We start from the raw sequence: 18,110 nt of genomic DNA on the forward strand, positions 1-18,110 counted from the left end.
GATTATAGGGACCTTGACAGCGACAACGACCTGGTGCCCGACAACAACGAGGGGAACGACTTCAACTTCGACGGTATCCCGGACCAGGCCTTTACCGGAACGGACACCGATGGCGACGGCCTGGACGACGGGTACGAGGGCTCCGACGTGGACGACGGCTTCGACGTGAACGACGAGATCGACGACCCCGCGAACGACCTGCCCGATACCGACGGCACGGAGGACGTGAACTACCGTGACCTGGACGACGACGGCGACGGGATCGATACGCCCGACGAGGACGCCGACGGCGACGGGGACCCGACAAATGATGACTCGAACGGGGATGGTATTCCAGATTACCTAGATCCCAAACAAGATATAGATAGCGAAATAAGGGTGACCCAAATCGTTACGCCTAACGGCGATGGTAAGAACGATTTCCTATGGATAGAAAATGTAGATAGGGCATTAAACAATACCCTAAGAATATACAATAGATGGGGTGTTTTGGTGTATGACGGTAGCAACTATAACAACCAAAACAATGTTTTCGATGGAAGATCAAAAGGAAGGTCCACCGTAAGTGCATCGGACTACTTACCCGCAGGAGTTTATTTTTATATCTTTGAGTACAATCTGGAAGGTCAGGCCAGAACAACAGAGAACGATTATCTTTACATCAGTAAGTAAACGCTTTACCCTATATGATACTAAAAAAGAGCTTCCTAGCGCCCCTATTATTGGTATTGCTTTTCTGGGAAACATCAAGTGCACAACAAGATGCCCAATATACCCAATACATGTTCAACACAATGAGTGTGAACCCTGCATATGCGGGTTCCCGGGGACAATTCAGTGCCGCTGCACTGTATCGCTCCCAGTGGGTAGGTCTTGAAGGGGGGCCACAGACACAGACTTTGAACTTACATTCCCCGATTCGTAATAGTAGGGTAGGGTACGGATTATCGATAGTCAACGACGAAATCGGTGAAGGAGCCGTACAGGAAACTTATTTTGACGCGATAATTTCCTATACGATCGATGTCTCTTTAGAAGGTAAACTCTCATTCGGCCTAAAAGCTGGCGGACATCTCTTTAACCTTGACGTCGATGGTTTGCGGCAACGAAATGATCCTCTTCTTCAAGAAAATTTGGATACCGATAATATTGAAAATCGGTTTTCCCCAAACGTAGGCTTAGGAGTATATTACCACACCAATAGATTCTACGCAGGCCTTTCGGCGCCGAATTTACTGGAAACCGAACACTTTGATGGTTCTGGTGGTGATGCCAATAGTATTGAATTTCTCTCCCAGGAGCGTATTAATTTTTACCTGATTACCGGCTATGTTTTCGATTTGAACAACAATTTCAAGTTCAAACCTGCACTTTTGACCAAGGTAGTAAGTGGCGCACCGCTCCAAGTAGATGTGTCCGCAAGCTTTTTGTTCAACGATCGATTTTCTTTTGGCGCGGCATATCGTTGGGACGCTGCCGTAAGTGGTCTAGCGGGTTTCCAGATATCCGACCAGTTCATGATAGGGCTTGCCTATGATAGAGAGACGACCGAGTTGGGAGGAACCCAATTTAATGACGGGTCTTTTGAGGTTTTTCTGAGGTTTGAGTTGGTCAAATCGTTCCAAAAATTGGTTTCACCACGTTTCTTCTAAATCAGGTACAAATGACAAAAAAGGGACAGTTTTTAGTATTGGTTTTATGTTGCACTTTCTTAAACAACCTTTCTGCTCAGGAAATCGAGGAAAAGGAGAATCGTTTGGTGACCAAGGCAAATGAGCGATATGAGGAATACTCATTTCGCCCGGCCATCGATATCTACAAAAGGGTACTCGATAAAGGGTACGTTTCTGCAGACTTGCTTAAGAAACTGGGAAACTCATATTATTTTAATGCAGATTATACCGAAGCGGCCGACACCTATAAACGTTTGGTAGAAGATTATACGAAAGAGGTCGAGGCCGAGGACTATTTCAGATATGCCCAAACTTTGAAGACGCTTGGAGACTATGATGGGTCAAAAGAGTTCATGTTAAAATTTGTGGAGCTGACCTCGGACGATAATAGGGCCAAACTGTATAAAAGTGAACGGGATTTTTTGGAAGACATCAAACAGAACTCTGGTCGATACAACGTTGAACCTTTTCAATACAACTCTCCCTATTCTGATTTCGCTCCTTCTTTTTATAAGGAAGGATTAATTTTCTCCTCTGATAGGGATACGGGCAATCTTGCCAGATATCGCCATACTTGGAATTCCAAAGACTTTCTAGACCTTTACAAGGTAAACGCCGATAGCATCTCCATGAACGCCGTATCAAAATTGGGTGAGGAGGTAAACACCCGTTTGCACGAATCTACATCCATTACCACTAGAGATGGGAATACATTGTACTTTACAAGAAACAATTTTAAAGAAGGTAAGTATATCAAGGACGAAGAGGGCGTCATTCGTTTAAAAATATTCAGGGCTACGCTTTCCGATGGTATCTGGACAAACATCGAGGAGCTGCCCTTTAATAGCGATAGCTATTCGATAGCACATCCCGCATTAAGCCCTGATGAAAAAACACTGTACTTCGTATCCGATATGAAAGGTTCGTTAGGAGCTTCGGATATATTTATGGTCGAGATAAAGGAAGATGGAAGTTTTGGGGTTCCGAGGAATTTGGGAAATACAATAAACACTGAGGCAAGGGAAACATTTCCTTTTGTCACCAGTGAGGACATACTGTATTTTTCGTCTGATGGGCATCCGGGACTAGGAGGTCTTGACGTGTTTGCTACCAAAATCGCCGAGGGTAAGTTTAACGGTGCCGTTGTAAATGTAGGGGAGCCGGTAAATAGCAAAATGGACGACTTTACCTTTATTATGGATGAGGAGACCAGGAAAGGGTATTTCGCATCTAACAGGGCCGAAGGTCAGGGGGCAGATGATATTTATGCCTTTTTGGAAACGAAACCCCTGAAACTGGAATGTATTCAGGAAATTACAGGAACGGTTAGGGATAAAATATCCAACCAGGTGTTGGTAGGGGCTACGGTCAAGGTCATCGATGAGAATAATGAAGAGGTCATGACGACCATTACCGATTCGGAGGGCAACTATTCCCTTTCACTAGACTGCAATCAAGGGAATTTTGTAAGGGCCTCCATACAGGGATATGTTCCTTCCGAGGAGTATCTGGGAAGATCGGATGGAAAAGCGAAAATCATCGATTTCTACCTGGAACGCGATACGGTAACGGCCGGTTTTGGGGATGATTTGGCCAAGCTACTACAATTAAGTACCATTTACTTCGATTTTGATAAATACAATATCCGAAAAGATTCGGAGGTCGAGGTGGAAAAGGTCATTGCCGCCATGGAGAAGTATCCGAGTCTTAAGATCAAGGTCAACTCCCATACCGATAGCAGGGGTAAAGACGCTTACAATCTGTGGTTGTCGGAAAAAAGGGCCGAGGCGACCGTAAAATATATGATTTCACAAGGTATTTCGGAGGACCGATTGTCTGGTGAGGGTTTTGGAGAAACCAAATTAATGAATCGCTGTGCCAACGGGGTGAAATGCTCAAAGGCAGAACATGAATTAAACCGAAGGTCGGAGTTTATAATTATGGAATAACCAGACGCAATAAAAAGTATGAAAGCAGCCCAAAAGTGGCTGCTTTTTTGCTTTATTCAATACTCAAAACTCTTAATTATATTCCATTTTGAGTCACTAGCAGCGGTAGATGACCGCAGATTTTTATCTATTTACGTATATATAGGAAGCATTCACAACATTTTTATCAGAATACAATCCAAGAAACTTACATTTGAAAGAGTTGCCATCTAATTTCGGACACTAGTGACTAAGGAAAGTGTTTCTAAGTCGCTTATTTTCAGAAACTGAAAATTTTCTAAAACGGCTACCATGATGAAAGAAAATCCTACTTGTGTATTGGCCAAGGAAGATGGTGAATATAAAACAACCACTTTCGTATTCATTATATTTTGTTGTCTTTTCTACATACCACAAGGTTACTCTCAAAATTTGGATGATTACAGATCGGTATCTTCAGGAAACTGGACTATCATTTCCGTGTGGGAAATATATGATGGTGATTCTTGGGTAGCGGCATCCGACTATCCAGGGCAAAAAAGAACTGCCCATAATGTTCACATCAGGGGGGGTAATGAGGTATCTATCAATTCAGCCATTTCTAAAGAGATAAATACTGTGATAGTTGGAGATGGTTTGGCTGAGAGGGATTTGCTCAAAGTAACGAATACAGCCAGTTTAAAAACATCAAAGATAATAATAGAAGCGGGGGGCGATGCCAGATGGACATCTAATGTAAGTCTTCACCTTCCGGAAGGTTCAGCTTTTGTCATAGAACCAGGAGGTGATCTTGATGCTGATAAATCCTGTAATGCGTCCAAAAGATTAATTATCGGCAGCAACATATATGCAAGCTGCAATGGTGGTGCGGGCGCCGACTATAGTTTCAAGGACCTGAAAAAATCTGGAGGTTCCCTAGCCGTTCTGCCCTCATTTGAAGGTATGTTATGTTTAGGTCAGCCACTACGGCTGTTGGCCAATCCTGTTGGTACCGGTGTTTCCACTGCAGCTATCACCTGGCTAGGCAAAGGCCCTAACGGCTTTAGTTTTAGCAGTAAGGAAGAGAATCCTTTGATAAATGGATTAGCAATTGGTAGTTATACGTTCTCAGTAGTAATTTCTGATAAGAGTGGTAACTTTCATAAAAATGAAATACGATTAGAAGTTCCCGAAGTACCGGTACTTGATTCACAACCCGAAAATACCAAAACCGCAACGGGGATTTCCACTTTCTTTTCTTTGGAAGGCGCATCATCTTCCCTATATAGATACCAGTGGCAGGTAAATAGCGATGGTGGTAGTGAATTCATTGATGTTGGGGATGGCCCTGACTACTCCGGCAGCACTACACCAATTCTTACCATACAAAGACCAAGACGGGACATGAATTTGTATCGGTACCGTGTCATCGTTTCCAAAAATGAAGCTGTTTGCGGGACGACAGCCTCTAATGCTGCGGTGCTTACTGTAATTGAAAACCAGAGAGCTACGGAAAATAGAGATGTACAGCCGCCAAAAGACAAAAGACAGGTTATTTTACCATTTTAAAAAAGCACCATTATCACGACGAAATTGTCGGGTAAAATTATTTGTGACCTCACTACAATCCGGCTTGGCATCTAATTAGGTGCTCTTCACAACATAATTTAGGTCTTAGCACGAAACAAGGTTAAATTTACCTTACCAAATCTTGACCAAAAGTGAATCAAGCAGGCCCCCAAAAGATAGTATTTGTAGTGATTGCAGTTCTTTTGAACGCATTGGCCTACGGACAAGAGACGTATTTGGACACTTTTGGTTCAGTTTCATACGCACAGAACGATGGTTCAGCGAATTTTTCATCGAATTGGATAGAGGTCAACGAAACCACCAGCCCATCTTCAGGGAGAATCTATATTACCGGAAATCAGCTACGCTTCGAGAATCTGGATAACGTTTGGATTTATAGAGACATAGATCTCAACAATGCAACCTCGGCTAGCTTAACTTTTGACTGGAATGCGACCGCCCGTGGTGACGAGGCATTATATGCCTACCTCTACAACAACAGCTCGTCGGCATGGGAGGTGATAGCAATTATTAATTCCTCGACTACGGGATCGGTATCTTACAATTTAAGTGCGGGTCAAATGTCATCTGTATCGGGTATTGCCTTTGGAACAGCTAGCGGAAATTGGAACAATAATGAAAGAATAACCATCGACAATGTGCAATTTACGGCAACATTTAGTCCCATTTTAAGTATTTCGGATGTCACTGTGAATGAGGATGATGGCGTCGCGAACTTTACGGTAATCCATACCAATGGGGACGCTTCCGGGGCATTTACTGTGGATTATGTAAGTGCAGACGTTACGGCCACCGCTGGCTCGGATTACACCGCCGTTTCCGGCACCTTGAATTTTAATGGGTCTTCCGGTGATACCGAACAGATCACCGTTTCCCTTTTGGATGATAGTTGGTTTGAAAACAACGAGACTTTTCGTATTTCGTTCACTGGGTCATCGGATCCCTCTGTAATACTAACCGATGTGGGAACCGGTACCATAATTGACGATGAAATTATTCTATATGATGTGCCATTGACCTTGTTTAGGGAGTTGAACGGAAATTATAATTATACCACAGTTGGGGGTACGTTCCGTACCAATAGTAACGGTACCGATCCATGTTCGATAGCAGCCACCTCCTCAAGCAATTTAAATATAACCGTACCGGCAGGGGCCACTATCTCAAGGGCATATTTGTTTTGGTCCCATTCAAACTACAGTCCGGATCAATCGATAACTTTTGAAGGGCAAAATGTGGATGCGGAACTGGTCTACGGCGCAAGTCCGAATATACCTGGATACAATCTAAGGTTTTATGGCTATTTTGCCGAGGTAACTTCCATTATCGAGGGAATCACAACTCCCTTTTCGAATACGTATAATCTTGAAGATCTTACCATAAACAATACCGGGGATTTTTGTACCACTGCTACGGTATTGGGCGCATGGTCATTAATGATTTTTTATGAGGAATCGAGCTTGCCGGCTTCAACAATTAATCTTTATTACGGCTTCGACGAAACCCAGAACAACGGTACGTCCTTTACGCTGGACAGCTTTTATGCCATTAGTCCGGCCGGGAGTAAGGCTACCTTTCTGTCCTACGAAGGAGACGCGACCCTGGATGGATCAAGTTCCGGTTCCACAAACCCGGAAGAACTTTCAATAACCAACCAAGGAGGTACTAATTACATTTTAAGCGGTGACGGGGGGCAAACTGGTAATAATGCTTATAATTCAACCTATTATGATGCCATAGAAGGCATAAATAATACCGGTGTTTATGGTTTGGATCTGGATACATACGACATTTCAACCTACATTAGTTCAAGCGATTCCCAGGTTACCGCCAACGTCGATGTAGGGCAGGACTTAGTAATATCGAGTGCAGTGGTCATTAGAGTGCCATCGAACTTAATTTCGGGTACCGTATTCGAGGACGTGAATTATCCGGGTGGCGCAGGCAGAAATCAAACTACGTCAGCTGGATTGGGTGTCGAAGGGGTCACGGTGGAATTATACGATGCACTGGGCATTCTTTCCTCGACCACGGTCACGGATACCAATGGTGATTATTCTTTTGGCGGAATGGCGGATGGTACATATACGGTTAGAGTGCTTAATCAAACCGTTACATCGAATCGAAGTGGTGGAAGTACTTGCGGTTCATGTTATCCTGTACAAACCTTTAGAACATCTTACAATGGAGTAGCGGTTTTGGAGGTGACCAATGAGGTAGGAGGTGCCAATCCAGCCGCGACCGGAGACGTAGGGGCAGGGACTTTAGCAGCTGCCCAGACAGCAAGTAACATTGTTATTGCGGGTGGAGGTATTGGTAATATCGATTTTGGCTTCAACTTCAATACGATCGTGAATACCAACGAAGACGGACAAGGATCGTTGGAACAGTTTATCGTGAACGCAAATGCCCTGACCGAAACGGGTATGGATATTGAAGCCAATAGTATATTTGACCCTATTGGAGGAGTGGATGTTTCCGTTTTTATGATACCTCCAACGGGCGATCCCTTAGGAAGAACGGCTGATTCAAACTATTCAGGGGGTTATTTCGATGTTTTCATCCCTAATGTAAATCCCTTAACCCCTATTACGGATAATAACACACAAATCGACGGAAGAACCCAAACGGCTTACTCAGGAGATACAAATCCCGGTACCGTTGGTTCAGGTGGAACGGCCGTTGGAACCTCGGGTACGTTACTACCCAATTATGAAAGGCCTGAAATCCAGGTTCATAGAAATGCTGGGGACGTATTTCGATCCCAAGGAAATAATACAGTAATCAGGAATCTATCGGTTTATGCCAATAATAATGCGGGTGTTCGTGTAGACGATGGATCGATTACCATTTCCAACAATCTTTTGGGGGTAAACGCGCTAGGGGCAAACGCTGGAAATATTGATGATGGGGTCGAAATTACCGATGGTATTGTTATTGTGGACGGTAACTATATTGCAACGAACACAGACACCGGGATATTGGTCAACGGAGGAACTGCTACCACCATTCAAAATAATCACATCACCACAAACGGGAGCGATGCTTGCGAAGACAATATTACCATCCAAAGTGGTTCGGGAGTGGTCATTCAGCAAAATCTGATAGAGAATGCATCGGCATTGGGAATCGATGGTGACGGTATCCTTGGGAACCTAACGATATACGAAAATAGCATCACCACCTCAGGTCGAAATGGCGGTGTGTGTGGCGGTATTATTGAAAATGCAGGGATTCGTTTGGATGGCAGCAATTCTTCGATTACCAATAATATCATATTCTCCAACGGTGGGGCCGGATTGGTCTTGGCCGGAGGAAATACCTCGGGCAATCTAATTTCCCAAAATTCCTTCTATTCCAACGGAACGGCCAGTGCGGCCCTAGGAATCGATTTGGACTTATCGGATGGTCTGGGGGATGGGGTTACCCTCAATGATTCCGGAGATACCGATAACGGGCCCAATGGCGCCATCAATTTTCCGGTCATCTCGGCAGCGAATGGTACTGGAACGACCTTGGTCGTGGAAGGATGGTCCCGACCCGGAGCTATTATTGAGTTGTTTTTGACCGATATTAATGAGGGTTCCGCGGTTGCCGGCGATAACGAACTGGGATTCTCGACCGACTATGGGGAAGGTCAGGTATACTTGGCTTCCTTCGTGGAAGGGAGTGGGGCCGACTTGGCTTCGGGCACCTCTGGTTATACCGATTTGGATGGCAATACCGACAATACCAATAAGTTCAAATTCAGCGTTGCCCTACCTCCCGGGGTCTCCTTGGGAGAGTATGTGACGGCTACGGCAACCGTGGCAAACTCTACCTCTGAATTCTCACCATTCAGCATCATCGAAGCCTACACCGTTATCACCAATCGGAGAGTTACCTATCGGGTCAACGGTGACTAACCTGTATTTCTTTTCTTACCTTTTTGAGTGGTAAGTACTTGTTTCCGAGTAGCTTATAATCAAGTGTTTTTTGCTTTCAAAAGAAACCGGATAGTGCCTTACTTCAAGTTTTAAGGGCTAGATGCTGCCATTCCAACGTTACACAACATTTATTTTAAGTCCTATCAAGTTCGTTTTAGTTTGCAGCTTAAGCAAGAATGGATTTACATCTGACTCAATCGAAAACGACCAAAATAAGGACATGGGTTTATTAAAACGTTTTATTTCCCAGGGATGCCTACCCGGGAAGTTTTTATTTGGCTTTTTTCTAGCCTTCTCATTGAGTACTTCCGCCCAGACCACTATCAATGTCTCGGTGGCGCAATCTTCCGACGATGCGGAAGAGGAGGTAGCAACGGGTAATCTAGATTTGACCAGTACCGATTTGGAACTCGTAACGGAAGGTACAACTGCCCAATGGGTAGGCATTCGTTTTCAGAACATTCAGATTCCACAGGGGGTTACGATTCTTAACGCAAGTATTCAATTTAGCGTCGACGAGGTAGATTCCGGCGGTACCTCTATTCAAATTTGGGGCCACGATAGCGATGATTCGGAAACGTTTACCACCTCCAATGCCAACATTAGTTCCCGATTACGAACAGCAGCAAGCGTAAACTGGAATAATATCCCCGCGTGGACGTCCGTCGGACAGTCCGGACTTGATCAACGTACTCCCGATCTGACCAACTTGGTTCAAGAAATAGTCAATCGTGGGGGGTGGGTTCCTGGGAATGCGATGACGTTCGTATTGAATGGTTCAGGGGAACGTACCGCAGAATCTTTTAACGGTGATGCTGGTAGGGCACCGGTCTTGACCATAACCGCCGATTTTAACAGGGATTCGGTGCCGACTATCGTCCCCAACGATAATAGGGGCCTTCCTTTTATTTATTATATGGCCGACAACCGGGCAGAACTATACGCAGTTGCCCCCGACCCAACAGCTTCTCCGCTGCCTAGCCCCACTGTCATTAATACCACCTTAGCGGGGAGTCCGGTTATTTTTTCGGGCGAAGGTGGTGCCTTTCGATCGATCGACCGAACGTTGTATGTGTTTCAAGGGCCCGATCCCACCGATAGCTCGGACCTATATGCTCTGAATCCGGAAACGGGGGAAGCCAACTTAGTCCAAACCAATTTGGTTCCAGGACATGTTGATGGGGCGGAGTTTTGGGTTAATAATGCGACCGGGGAAGAGGTGTTCGCCGTTATCTACCAAAATGGATTGAATGGAGGAGCCGACCGCATTGCGCTGTTCAATCCAAATGCCAGTGGGGGCAATCCCGCTTGGTCCCTGTACGATGGGTATCCAATAGCACTATCCGGTGCCTTGATTCGTGCGGATGGTATTTCATGGGATCCGGTGAGTGCCGATTTTTATGTGCAAAACGACAATAATGTGGATTACTACGTCATTGACATAGCTACTGGTCAAACCACCTTCGCCTTTACTACCTCCCTGGCGGTCGACGGGGAAGGGATTACCTATGCTGCGGATGGTACCAACTACATTGAGGATGAAAACGTGGCCGGACAGGGTAGAACGATATTTGTTTTGGACACCGACACCGGTAATTTGGTGCCGGCAGCCCAGTTGGGAAGTACAGGGGATGTGGAGTACATTATGGGGAATTTGGGAAGTAGGAACGATGCTGGCGATGCCCCCTCTTCATACGGATTCGCGGCACATCGGCTCCCAATTTTGACAAGTGCGGCACTCACAGTCTATCTGGGCGCCGTCGCCCCGGATAGCGAAGATCCCTTTGTCAACTTTAGCAGTGCATCCAGCGATGATAATTTTGGTGATGACGAGGATGGAGTTACAAGCAGCGGGTTGGATTTGAACGGACAGGTTTTAACGGTGGGGCAGACGAAGACCTTGGAAATCCAAACCGTAGGCAGCGGTTTTCTAAATGCATGGATCGATTTTAACCGGGATGGGGATTTTCAGGATATTGGGGAGCATATCGCCAACGATATCCCATCGGCCGGTGGTACTGTGAACCTTCCGGTAAATGTTCCAACCGGGGCGGTCCCGGGAACCACCTACGCAAGATTCAGGTATTCGACGGAATCAGGGCTCTCTTCGGGTAATTCCGAGGCAAGGGACGGGGAGGTTGAGGACTATCGGCTTCTGATCAATAACTCCGTCAGCTGTTCCTCAGGGCAAATTGCGGTACCCTTGTCGGTACTTCGACACGTACACGCTACGAACGTAATTATAGATCAAAGTGTAGGCGGGCAAAACAACGCTCTTGGAAATAATGGGAACAATACCGCCAGTTTCAATAACAACAACGATGAACTGGTGCTCGAAATGGAACAGGGAATTGACAGCAACACCCCAGTCACGGTATACGGGGAGGATGGGGACGATTTTGATATTTGGGTATCCTCGAGCGCGACAGGCCCGTGGACCCAGGTAGGAAGTAACGCGCAATTGGATTTTAGTTTCAACTCTCCCATAGACTGGCTCTATATCAGATTCCGAAGAGGGGATAGTTCAGGTACGGAAGATTTGGCTTTTGTCGATGCAAAGGTAACCACCATCGAATTCGATTGCTACGACGACAGCGATAATGATGGTGTGGGCAATCGGGTAGATTTAGACGATGACAACGATGGTATTCCCGACTGTTTGGAAGCATCGGAGACAATATCCTCCCGATTTGGTTGGTCTTTGAACAATCCGACGGGCAATCTAAACATGGATTATCAGGAAGATACCAATATATCGGTTTGGGGGCTGGAATCTACAAATTCTTTGTCCGCAAGCGGAATCGGCTGGAACAACGCCGCCTCACGGGTAACCATCACCACTATCAATGCCGACAATGTCTCGGAGGCCATCTCCAATGGCGATTATGTAGAAGTGTCTTTCGTAACGGGGAACGAGGTTTCACAGTTTGCATTGAATGCCGTGCAATCTGGATGGTACCTTCCATCGGAGGGTGATTCGTTTTATTCCGCTACCCGCTACAGACAAGGGGCTTCCTCTTCATGGGTAACCCTTTCCGAGGATGTGTTCCACACCGATGATGGTTCCAGTTATGCCATGTTTGAACATAGTGACATCGGTCCCATATATTTGGCCGCCAATACCCTGTATACCTTTAGAGTTTACATTTATGGGCAGATAGATGATAGTCCTCAGTCCTATTCGGTACTCGATGATATTTACTTTGCGATTGCGACCTGTCGTATTACAGATAGTGATGGGGACGGATACTACGACCACAGCGATTTGGATAGTGACAACGATGGCATCTACGATGTATTGGAGGCTGGCCATTACCAAAGCGCTACCGATGGAATAATCAACGGACCCTTCAACGATAATGGTTTGGCAGATTCGGTCGAGACAAGTCCCGAAAGCGGTATTCTCGACTACAGTTTGGTAAATACGGATTCCAGCGGCCCTTTCGACTATCTTGATTTGGATAGTGATGAAGATGGCTGTGCCGACACTTTGGAAGCAGGTTTTTCCGACTCCGACGACAATGGAATACTGGGTGTTTCTCCCGTCACGGTCAATGCAGATGGTGTGGTCGTCGGTGAAGGAGGATATTCGAATCCTCGAGATGGGAATAGCAATGGAATTTTTGATTTTTTGGAGTTTAGCAGCGCCCCAACGATAAATACCCAACCGACCAATACGGTAATATGTCCAGGTTGCACAGGTTCGTTCGCGGCGACTGCAGACAACGCGGATACGTATCAGTGGCAGATTTTCAATGGTACGGCTTGGATCGATTTGAACGACACGGGTATCCATAGCGGTACTGCCACCGCAAATTTGATCATTACGAATCCCACGGTTTCGGACAACGGAAATCAATACCGGGTAGTCGTTTCCAATTCTTCATATGTCTGCTTGGACGACGCTTCCAACATGGCAGTCTTGTCGGTATTGGTGAATACCGTAATCACCAATAGAAGAATTACCTATCGGGCCAATAAAAATTAAAGGGTGGATATTTTCTTACTTTATTAGGTGTAAGTACTTATTTATTAATAGGTTAAGCTTAAGATTGCACCTACCTGCCCAGGCATGGAAGCATTGGTTACTTCAAGTTTTAGGGGCTAGATGTTGCCATTTTGACCCTACACAACATTTATTTTAACACTTTTAAGCTTTCCCCTAATTTGGGATACTCAAAGTTGCTTAAGGATATTCCCTGGCACAATCTTAAGACCCAAAACTTGAAATGAGCGGACAAAAACCAATGAGGTTCCCCCAGAATCTTCAAGGTAGGATACTGCTATGCCTTCTGCTAGCTTGGGCATTTACTGCTTCGGCTCAGACCACTTTTACCGAAAGTGCCGCAGCTTATGGGCTTAATTTGGGTCAAAATAAGGATGGCGGTCATGCTTGGTCTGATTTTGACAATGACGGTGATTTGGACGTCCTAGTACTGGAAAACAGTAGCTCAAGAAGTTTTCTAATGCAGAACAATGCTGGAATCTTTACCAATGTTCAGGCGACCTTGGCCCCGGGAATGCTGGGCGATGCCGCCGAAAGACAAGCGGCCTGGGGCGATTTGAACAGTGACGGACGGAAGGATTTTTTGATATCCTCCCATGGGAATTCAAGTTCAAGGATGGCCATTCAGATATTTATACAGAATGCCGATGGTACTTTTGGCGATGGTATTGGAGGAACAGCTCCTATAACGGTAGGAAGACCAAGCAGTGCCACCGTTAATATAAGCCCCATTAATGCCGAGGGTGTAGGTCTATTTGATTTTGAGGGAGATGGAGATTTGGATATCTTTTTTGACAGTCACAACTATGGCATTGAACTGTTGCGGAACAACTACATTGACCATACTACAAATACGGTGGCCAACCCAGCGCCTGCTGCCATGTTTACCCATATTACCCCCGGAAATGGTAGTGGGGTAGTGGAGTTCGGTCTGAATCAGTTTGCTACGGACGGGGATTACGGCTCTGCCGCTGACGTGAACGATGATGGTTGGGTAGATATCTTCATGCGCAAACGGGACGAAAATGACTTTTTCCTGAACCAAGGTGGAATTTTCACCAATGGATCTGACGTGGCCCAGGCTTCTAACAATAACAAGGGGGGCGTAGGCCTATGGGATTTGGATAATGACGGGGACCTGGATGCGGTATGGACGGAAAACGACCTCACTCAAATTTTTCGGAATGACGGGGCTGGAATTTGGACTGCCCTCGGGTCTGGTACATTTCCAGGCTTGCCTCAGCCTACGAACACTGATAACGGAAGCTCTTCAGATGATATTGATGCCCTTGCTGGTGGGGATGTGGATAATGATGGCGATATAGACATCCTTTTTGTGGGTGATAATAGAAGTTATTTGTTCATTAATCAATTGAATAGTCCAACTCCTGCCCCAGGGGTCGTAGGCAGTGGTACTGCCATGACCTTTTCGTTGGATTTGGCTACTTTTAATAATGGGCGAAATGGAGAAGGTGCTACCATGGTGGACGTGGATGACGACGGGGATTTGGATATTTACATTAATATTAATGGGAACGCAAACCAGTTGTACATCAATAACTTGGCAGCTGCCAATCGGAACAACCACCTGTTGGTAAATGTTTCAGAAGACCGTGGGGCCAATGGTGCCACCGGAGGTACGCCGGAACGTGTAGCAATTGGTACGAATGTACTGATTAGAGACTGTGCGGGCAACATAGTAAGTGGTCTGAGGCAGGTTAACGGGGTTTTTGGTCATGGTACCCAATCCCCTGAAGAAGTACATTTTGGTCTTCCTTTGGGTGAAAATGAGACCTACATTATTGAGGTACGCTACCCTAATTTCCATGACCCTACCGATTCCAGCGGATTTTCCAGGCTAATCGCCACCATTGTGGCCCAACCTAGTACGATTCCAGGGACGAACCATTATGATCTCTCGACCACAGATGCGGAGATTGTAGAGAATCCAAATCCACCGGATGCTGTGGATGACTTGGTCACAGTGCCCGTGGGGAATACCATATCGATACAAATAAGTCTTTTTGATAACGATACGGAACCGGACGGGGAAAACTTTTTTATAGAAAGTGTAGTGCAACCCGCTGTCGGTTCTGTAGTCATTGATGATGCCGACGCCGGCTTGGTCACCTATACGTATAGTGCCGGAACACTGTTTCCTGGCACTACCTTTGAATATACCATCACCGATTCCACCGTATCTATATGTCCGGCCTTAGGGAAAAGCGATACGGCAACCGTAACGGTCTACGAACCCTGCGCAGATCCTTCCGGAATCGATTCGGATGGGGATGGAATTAACGATTTCTGTGATGAGGACGACGACAACGACGGCATTTTGGATACTATTGAATGCGCCTATTCCATTTTATGGGTCAACGATGGTACCACTTCTTCAGAGGAACAGAATGCTATTGACCAATTGGAAGCTTTAGGGTATTCAGTAACGGTAGTAGACGATAATGTTGGGGATAATGCCGATAATTACGATGTCACCTTCCTTTATGAGGATGTTATTAGTGGTACAGCCCTATCCAATGTAACGAATATGATCACTACAGCCAAGGGAATCGTAACTACGGAACCTTGGTTATATGATGACCTATTTGGGGCCAGTCAGGGAGCTACCACCAATACCAACCTAGTGAACATTGTGAATAATGGCCACCCTGTAACATTTGGATTATCAAGCGGTGACAACGATATCGGCGATGGAAGCTTTCACGCTTCCGGTCTCGCTTCGGGGAACGTTTTGGGATATCATCCAAATGGGGAGGTGTCCATCGCCGTCTGGGAATCAGGCGATGCCATGGATACGGGGACTGCTCCCGGCCGGAGGGTAATCTTACCGCTTGGAAATTCCAATGGAGGCTTCAACGCCGCTGGACAAACCTTATTGGTAAATGCCATTATTTGGGCTGCAAGTGGTAATCCCTCTTGTGATTCGGATGCTGATGGCGTAAACGATGATTTGGATTTAGATAGCGATAATGACGGTATTTATGATGCGGTAGAGGCAGGTCATGGGGCACCCCATACCAATGGTAGATTATCCGGAAACGTAGGTCTGGATGGGGTTAGTGATGCTATTCAAGCCTCGGGACAGGAAAACTCTGGCCTAGTTAATTATATCCAATTGGATTCGGATACAGATGGGAATTATGACTATTTGGAATTCGACAGTGACAATGACGGATGTAATGATGCCGATGAAGCCTATGCCAACCCCGATGCGGATAGCGATAACAACGGGATGTACGGTTCAGGGACCCCCGCAGTGAACCCGGACGGCACGGTGGTTACAGCATCATATCCGACACCGGCCGATGGTGACGGGAACACGGTTTTCGATTATCTGGAAGTAGGGATGGCACCATCCATTACTACGCAACCGCTAGACACCACGATATGTCCCGGATGCATCGGTACCATTTCGGTAGTGGCGAACGACGCGGATACTTTTCAATGGCAAATTTTTAATGGGTCAATCTGGGTCGACCTCAATGACGCTGGAATCTATGGCGGAACGGCTACGAACAGCCTTGTGATAACCAATCCTACCACGGCTGATAACGGTAATCAATATAGGGTACTTGTTTCCAATACGGCCTATGCTTGTTCCTTGGAGACCTCAAATCCTGTGACGCTCATCGTCCAGGTCGCAACGGTAATTACCAACCGAAGAATCACCTATCGGGTCAGCAGGAATTAGATTTCCTGACATTACTATCTTATCACTTACTTCTATTATTTTGTCATTTCAATTGCTGTGAGACTTTTCTTAAACAATTGATATGAGTGGGGTTATCGACCAACGGCAAGGCAGAAAAATATGGTGAAATAAAAACCTGCTAACCTCATGTTTTGGCCTCTATACAGTACAATTTTAGACATACACAACAATTATTTCCCAGCGAAAGAACTAAGGTTAATTTTGTAATGTGTAATTGAACCGATCATTTAAATGTACGGTTTGGTTCATCCCAAAAGCATGAATAACTTAACCAAGCTTAACCAGCATTCCTTCGGGAAAACCAACATGGCATGTGAAGGTACCCAGTACCTTTCTTCACTGTTCCATCAATGTTCTATTCGAACAAAGTCTGGAAAATTATTCAGCTTAATTAAAATGTAAATGAAACCGGTAATGAAGAATCATGCATTCGCATGGTGTCCTGTTACCGATATCAAGACAATAAATGTACAAGACTGTTCATAGTAAAGTAATGGCCATGAAAAAAATAATCGTAGTCTTAGTTTTTCTGACGACCGGGTTCGCTTTTTCGCAAACAACGGTGACCTTGGAAGACCAATGTAATTGTGAGGTGCTTAGCGGTCCCGACGTTACGGCAGCTGGTATGACGACTCCCGCTGGCGCCGATACCGGGGATATCTATGTAAACACGAACACCGGCACCATTTATTTTTGGGATGGCAATTCGTGGGAGTTGACCTCCACCGATAGTCAACAGGTACTTGATTTCAGTTACGACACCGTAACCCGTGGTCTAACTCTGGAATTGGAAAACGGGGGACCTCCTATCACAGTAACATTGCCGGCTGAGACCCTTACCAGTCTTACTTTGAACGGAAATAATTTAGAGTATATAGATGAAAATAATGGTACGAACATCATCCCTCTCAATGTAGGGAATTTGGCCCTTGGTGCGGATGGTAATTCCTTGGATTATACCAACGAGGCCGGACTGTTGACCAATATTCCCTTAAATGTGGGAACTTTGGTGTTTAATCCCGCAACACGTGATATCACCTATACCGATGAGACAGGAACGCCTACCGTGATTACCCTTCCAGCAGAAACGTTGACTACCCTTAGCCTGAATGGTAATAGGTTGGAATATTTGGATGAAGATAATCTTTTGAATATAATCCCGCTCAACACCGGCAGCCTGGCCCTCGGGGCCGACGGGAACTCGCTGGACTACACGGACGAGGAGAACAACACGGTGAACATCCCGCTGAACGTGGGCACCCTTGCGTTCGACCC

8 protein-coding genes are annotated in these 18,110 nt (G+C 45.7%); all 8 read left to right on the forward strand.

The features are described from left to right. The coding region (locus tag FK220_RS19725; RefSeq protein WP_152576089.1) for a gliding motility-associated C-terminal domain-containing protein at positions 1-672 on the forward strand (672 nt) is incomplete at its 5' end. Between the two features lie 14 nt (positions 673-686). Further along, positions 687-1,652, forward strand: coding sequence for a PorP/SprF family type IX secretion system membrane protein (locus FK220_RS19730; RefSeq protein ID WP_152576090.1), 966 nt, complete (start codon positions 687-689; stop codon positions 1,650-1,652). An 11-nt stretch (positions 1,653-1,663) separates the two neighbouring features. After that, complete coding sequence (locus FK220_RS19735) at positions 1,664-3,622, forward strand: OmpA family protein (RefSeq protein ID WP_152576091.1); 1,959 nt, start codon at positions 1,664-1,666, stop codon at positions 3,620-3,622. 291 nt (positions 3,623-3,913) lie between these two features. Further along, positions 3,914-5,149 carry a hypothetical protein gene (locus tag FK220_RS19740; protein ID WP_152576092.1) on the forward strand — a complete coding sequence of 412 codons (1,236 nt, stop codon included), beginning with the start codon at positions 3,914-3,916 and terminating at the stop codon, positions 5,147-5,149. Positions 5,150-5,301: 152 nt separating this feature from the next. Beyond that, entirely contained in the window at positions 5,302-9,075 is a 3,774-nt protein-coding gene (locus FK220_RS19745; protein WP_152576093.1) for a Calx-beta domain-containing protein, read from the forward strand. A 241-nt stretch (positions 9,076-9,316) separates the two neighbouring features. Then, positions 9,317-13,084 (forward strand): GEVED domain-containing protein, encoded by a 3,768-nt coding sequence (locus FK220_RS19750; RefSeq protein WP_152576094.1) that lies wholly within the window; start codon positions 9,317-9,319, stop codon positions 13,082-13,084. Between the two features lie 259 nt (positions 13,085-13,343). Further along, positions 13,344-16,814: an FG-GAP-like repeat-containing protein gene (locus FK220_RS19755; RefSeq protein ID WP_166205022.1), complete on the forward strand. Its 3,471-nt coding sequence runs from the start codon at positions 13,344-13,346 to the stop codon at positions 16,812-16,814. Between the two features lie 520 nt (positions 16,815-17,334). Beyond that, positions 17,335-18,110, forward strand: a 776-nt coding sequence (locus FK220_RS19760) for a hypothetical protein (protein ID WP_152576096.1), incomplete at its 3' end; no start/stop codon positions are given.

The sequence above is a fragment of the Pelagihabitans pacificus genome (assembly GCF_009371985.2).
Lineage (GTDB): Bacteria > Bacteroidota > Bacteroidia > Flavobacteriales > Flavobacteriaceae > Pelagihabitans > Pelagihabitans pacificus.